The organism is Shinella fusca (assembly GCF_014203155.1).
In the GTDB taxonomy this organism is placed as follows: domain Bacteria; phylum Pseudomonadota; class Alphaproteobacteria; order Rhizobiales; family Rhizobiaceae; genus Shinella; species Shinella fusca.
In genome coordinates, this window is the sequence record NZ_JACHIK010000036.1 from 1 (window position 1) to 5,143 (window position 5,143).

Below are 5,143 nucleotides of genomic sequence, written 5' to 3' on the forward strand. Positions count from 1 at the left end.
CACTCGAACAGCTCGGCAGCGGTGATCGGAATGGGCGGCTTCAACTGGTGCGGGTTGGATTGCTCATAGAGCGACCGCGCCGCATGGTAGAGCCACGCCCAATCTCCATCGGGTTCAAAACCCCTGGCGATGACCGCGAGTGTCAGCACCTGATTGGAGATGGAGCGGAGCTTGAGACGCTGCTTGCCTTCATCGATGAACGAGGTCACGACCTCCTTCGTGATGCGCTCGGTCGGGGTCCGGTTGCTCTGTTCGGACTGGTTGCGCAGGAGGAACGATAACCATGCGCCATAGTTCTGGGTGTGGAGGCGACGGGTGCCGGCAGACCAGCCGGCAAAGACGCCGTCCGTATCGAACAGGCCTCCGGGAGCAAACGAGTGCTCCCACAGCTTGCGGTCGATCTCCGGCCAGTCCTCGAATTTGGTGATCAGTGGGATGGTAGGGCCGGTCATTTGCACGGCGTCCTGTTACGCTTGCCCTTGTTCGTTCCCTTGCCATGACGGTTGATGATGTCGCCATAGCGTCTGAACGCGGCCCGGCTCGCCAGCGGGGCATAAACGGTGGCAACCATCTTCTGGCTGGTATGACCGAGCAGCTTCCTCGGCGTCTCGTAATCGCCGGGAATCGCTTCGAGGTACGTTCTTGCCGTGAAATGCCGGATGAGGTGCGGATGCACGACGAGACCGGTTTCCTTGAATATCCTGTTCTTGATCAACTCTCCGAAATGATCGGGCGTGCGCGGACCGCCGGAGACGACGGGAAATACCCAATCACCAGGCTGCTTGGCGAGAAACTTGCGGTGATGCTTGAGATATCGTGTCAGGATGGATGCTTGCGGCCCCGTAATGACGGCGGCAATCTCCTGGCGGTTCTTCACCTTTGCTGCGGCAATATGGACGAGGTATTCCCGTGTGCGGCCTTCCTCGATAGCGGTGATGTCTTCTCCCAGATTCAGCGTGGAGAGGTTCGCCATGCGCAAGGGGCACGCAAGCAGCACGGCGATGGCTGCGGCTATCATGGCATCCATGGCTGCGCGCTGGCGGCCGGGCTGCTTGTCGGCCCGAGCCATCAGCTTGTGCGGCAATTCGATCAGGAGATCGCGGTTCCGCACGATGTCAAATTGCTCCAGCCGGCGCTCGTTCTTGGGTGACAGGCGGGGCTCACCTGTGTCGCGGCTTTTGCCGAGTTTCTTGTTTGCGGTTTCGAGGCTCTTGATCGTCTCGGCAGATGCCTTGACGTAGTGACGGGCGATCGCCAGCAGCGTTGCAAGGGTATTGCCGAGCCCGGATGGCGTTTTGCCGTCGCGCCGTTCGATCATGTGGTTGATCGCGGCCTTGATCACGCCGATCTCGACAAGATCGGCCAGCGTCTTGAAATGCTTGGGCGGGTATCCGGCAGTTACGGCGGCATCGAGGGTCTGGCGGACATGGGCCTCGATGTTGCGCAGGGAGGTCGGGCGCAACGGCCTGCGTGGCCCTTCCCCGGAAAACAAGTCGGGGTCACGCAGGCGTTTCAAGTAGCGCTCGATGTCTTCCAAGGGACGCGGGGTAGGTGTCGAGGCGGCGCGCAAGGTGGCGCGACGACAGGGTGGTGGCCAGCAGCGGAATGTCGAGACCGGCGCGTTTGATGATGGCATTGAATGCCACCGCTGTGTCCTTGACGACCTTCTTCGGATCGTTGGTCAGGATACGGGCATCAAGCCAGGTGCGAAAGTCCCGCACGACGGCATCGGTGACATTCGCCGGTTCGATCTGGCGAAGGCTGCAGAAGCGAACGAACCGTGACAGGAACCATGACTGATGCTTCGCGGGGGCATGGTCGAGGAACTTGCGCCAGGCCATGCTGGGCTTGGTATCAGGATCAGGGACGGGGATAACTCCAGTATGCTGGAGCGCGGCGGCGAGATCGGCGCGGATGTTGCTGAGACGCTTGGAACTGATCCGACCCTGGGCAGGATGAAGGGTCTTGAACAGATCACGGAGTACGGAAACATCGGCGGGGATGTCTGAGGACTGACGCGCTGTCAGCCGGGCAGTGGAAGTGATTGACGAGATCAGATCGCGGCGACGGTTGCCAGGCAGCGTGCCGTCTTTCGCCAAAAGATCGGCAACGTCAGCCAGAGTTTCGGGTAACTTGCGGACGGTAGCCTTCCTGATGATACGGATTGCCATGAGCAATACTCCTTTCGATGTTGTTGGAAATGGACGGAAGGTGAGGGGAGAGGCCCTGACAGGACAGAAGTGGTAAGAAGCGGAAATTCGGGAAAATACCGACGCCAATTTGAGGCCAAAGTTGGCGTCGGTATTGTCCCGATAATCGGAATTGAGATGACTTATCAGGCCACTAGCGGACTGGGATGATCAGCTCTTCCTGTGCTGCTCGATGAAGGCCAGAAGGTCCCTCTCGGCGATGCGCCAGAGGCGGCCGAACTTGTGGGCCGCGAGCTCGCCGGACTTGATCTTGCGGCGAAGCGTGCGGGTGCTGATCAACAGAAAGTCGGCAGCCTGCTCCAGGGTCATCATGCGATTGGGATCAAGCGGCGCCATCGGGTTCGTTCTCCTGTTTATCGTCGTGAGGAGAGGCGGTTCGTGCGGCGATGGCTTCGCGGGCGGCCTGGCGGGCGAGGATACGAGAAAGTGCAATTAATTGCACAAACGCATCAGGCGACGGCGTCGCCCTTGTCTCTTTCCCCGCCCTGTCGTTCCGCCTTACGGAAGACATTGCCTGTGCCTCTCGGTTCACACACCGTCACCATGAGGGCGTGTCTGGCAATCAGGATAGGCGGAGCTGGAAAGAGGAAAAGTGCCGATTTATCAAGTGGTTCAGCCGGTGGTCCGGCTGAATTTGGCCAGCGCACTACTACCGTAGCGGATGTCTTTGATTTGCGGAAGGAAACTGCTGTACCTCTCGAAAACCGTTATGCCCGAAACCGGCATCAGCTTCGGGCATGGTGGGGATAAAGTCGGGAATAGCGTCTTGGCGCGCTATTTGCCGGAAGGAGCCGACGATCCGGATAGCAGGTTCACCAGCGCTTCCTCTTTGCCTGAGAGACCACCGTTGCCGGTGGGCTTGGCCCCATGTTCCACGAGCAGCTTGTAGAGACGAGCATGGTCGGCCTCCTTGAGGTGAAGCAGGAGGATTTTTGCTCCATCGATCGGTTGCTTGCCCTTCAAGATGGCATCGAGTTCGTAGAAGGTATTGCTCTCGGCCAGGGACAGGAGATGGACAGCGTTGTCCTCGTCTAGATGGCCGCTGATGCGATTGAGCTTCGCCCAGCCGATGCGGTTCAGTTGTTCATCGGGAATGTCTAGATCCTCGAAGAGGCGGGCGATGCGCGCGAGGGCAAAGGCCTTGCGGCGCCCGATGCCCACGCGCTCGGCCACTTCGATGAACATATCCGAACGCTGTTCCTGTACCTGTTGCAGCTCATTGGCCAATCGCATGAAATCACGGCCGACGAAATCGGCGATAATGGCGATCTTGTCGTCGAGATAGGGGTCCTCTTTGGTCATACGCAAAACTCCTGGTTCTTGTTTGCGTGACCTATTCTTCTGTTTAACCGAGTAAAAACAAATGTTTATAAGCTTCTTTCGGCAACATTACTCGACGATCATCTCTCCTTCCTGCCATATGAACCGGGAAGGCGTCCCTGCTTCGGTCGCATCCTGTTCTGCTAGCGCGCGCAGCATGTCCGCAATCGCTTGAACGAAGGCATCTCGATGATTCGGCAGGAACCGCTCGATCCGCGGAGCGGATTTGCCGTCGATGCTGACATAGTTCGTGGAGCCGGTGGCAATGGTGCCGCCAATCAATCCGGCCAGTCTCTCCATATAGGGGCGCCATACGTATTCCGGCGTTTCCCAGGCCGCCGGGTTCGTCCAGAGCTGGCCATTCTTCGTGATATAGCCAAGATTGATTGGCTTCGGTCTGTCGGGAAGGTCGGCCTTAAGGTTCAGGCTGGCCTTGAGATCGGGATAGACGCCCAGGGGCTCCAGCGCCGCCAGGAAATCATGGAGGGCGCCCGGCAAACGCGGATCGCGCCGGCCGATCGCTTCCCAGAAATCGGATGAACTGAGCGACTGTGGTCCGAGCTGTTCTTCCTGTGGAACGGGGATGCACCGACACCGCTCCATGCTCTACACGCACGATGCCACGTTCGATCATGACGGTTCTGGCCAGCGTGCTCGGCACGACCAGGAGATCACCGGTCGCATTCTGCCAGACAGACAGCTCGACCAGCGCGAAGGTGAAATGCGCGCCGGCATGACTTTGCAGGAACTGGGCGAGCGCCTCCGTCTCGGTCCTGATGCCATCACCCAATGCGACGGCAAGCATTCTGCCCCGGCGCAGATTATTCGACACGGCGTCGATGAACGCGGCTTCGCTTAACGCCTCTGGATGATCACGGACCAGATCGAACAGCCGCTCGGGCGCGCCGTTCCCCCGCCGGATGGCGGCTTCGAAACCTTCATAGCCCATCTTGCTGAGCGCTGCGACGTAATCGAGCACCTGCGCAACGACCTCGCGCCGCATCTGGCTGTTGCGCCAAAGCTTCGCTTCCACCAGCACGATGTCGCCGACGGGTGTAAGGTAGAGGTTGTCGATGAAGCCGTGCCCGCAGGGGACTTCCCGCGCGACGGGCAGGAGGTCGCCGAAACCCGGCTCGATATCCGCGATGGGCAGGATGGCGGGATGATCGTGGATCAATGCCTGAAGCCATGCCTCATCATGAGTACCGGCGCCCAGATGAATCCGCTCTAACTCGCAGCGTGTGTTCGTCCTGCTGACGAGAATAGGGCGGGCATATATCCTGGTCATGTCGAGGCCCTGGTGATCGTGTTCATGGCAGCAGGCTCGACGCCGTCCAGACCGGACCATTGCGCTCTTCATCCTTGAGGCTGCTCGAGCCGAAGGAGAATCGAAGACCTGCGAATATCGTGCTGACATTGGCGTGCCCCAAGGACGCTCCGCTCATGGAAGGCTCGATCTGGTCGAAGCGATAGCCGGAGAAGACGGTGACCGGAACGCTCTCTGGCCTGTAATTGATCGTAAGCGCGACGAACCCACCACCTTGCATGTAGGTTGGGTTGATGCTGCCGGGCGTGTTGTTACCGAGCCTGTCTTGTGATTGCGTGCAATTGCA

The 5,143-nt window shown here is 59.4% G+C and carries 7 protein-coding genes and 1 pseudogene; all 8 read right to left on the bottom strand.

Going from position 1 to position 5,143, the window contains the following annotated elements:
* Positions 1–452 (bottom strand): hypothetical protein (locus HNQ66_RS23335; RefSeq protein ID WP_184147274.1); only part of this gene is annotated, 452 nt, incomplete at its 3' end.
* Positions 449–1,516 carry a tyrosine-type recombinase/integrase gene (locus HNQ66_RS23340; protein ID WP_184147276.1) on the bottom strand — a complete coding sequence of 356 codons (1,068 nt, stop codon included), beginning with the start codon at positions 1,514–1,516 and terminating at the stop codon, positions 449–451. The genes HNQ66_RS23335 and HNQ66_RS23340, both read right to left, overlap by 4 nt.
* A complete protein-coding gene (locus HNQ66_RS23345; protein WP_184147278.1) occupies positions 1,500–2,171 on the bottom strand; it encodes a hypothetical protein in 672 nt (223 codons plus the stop codon). Before HNQ66_RS23345 ends, HNQ66_RS23340 begins: the two co-directional genes overlap by 17 nt.
* Positions 2,172–2,360: 189 nt before the next feature.
* Complete coding sequence (locus tag HNQ66_RS23350; RefSeq protein WP_184147280.1) at positions 2,361–2,546, bottom strand: helix-turn-helix domain-containing protein; 186 nt, start codon at positions 2,544–2,546, stop codon at positions 2,361–2,363.
* A 438-nt stretch (positions 2,547–2,984) separates the two neighbouring features.
* A complete protein-coding gene (locus tag HNQ66_RS23355) occupies positions 2,985–3,512 on the bottom strand; it encodes a hypothetical protein (RefSeq protein WP_184147282.1) in 528 nt (175 codons plus the stop codon).
* An 87-nt stretch (positions 3,513–3,599) separates the two neighbouring features.
* Positions 3,600–4,028, bottom strand: coding sequence for a hypothetical protein (locus HNQ66_RS23360; protein WP_184147284.1), 429 nt, complete (start codon positions 4,026–4,028; stop codon positions 3,600–3,602).
* Complete coding sequence (locus HNQ66_RS23365; RefSeq protein WP_184147286.1) at positions 4,009–4,818, bottom strand: PDDEXK family nuclease; 810 nt, start codon at positions 4,816–4,818, stop codon at positions 4,009–4,011. Before HNQ66_RS23365 ends, HNQ66_RS23360 begins: the two co-directional genes overlap by 20 nt.
* Positions 4,819–4,840: 22 nt before the next feature.
* Positions 4,841–5,143: pseudogene (locus HNQ66_RS23370) on the bottom strand (hypothetical protein); the annotation flags it as partial.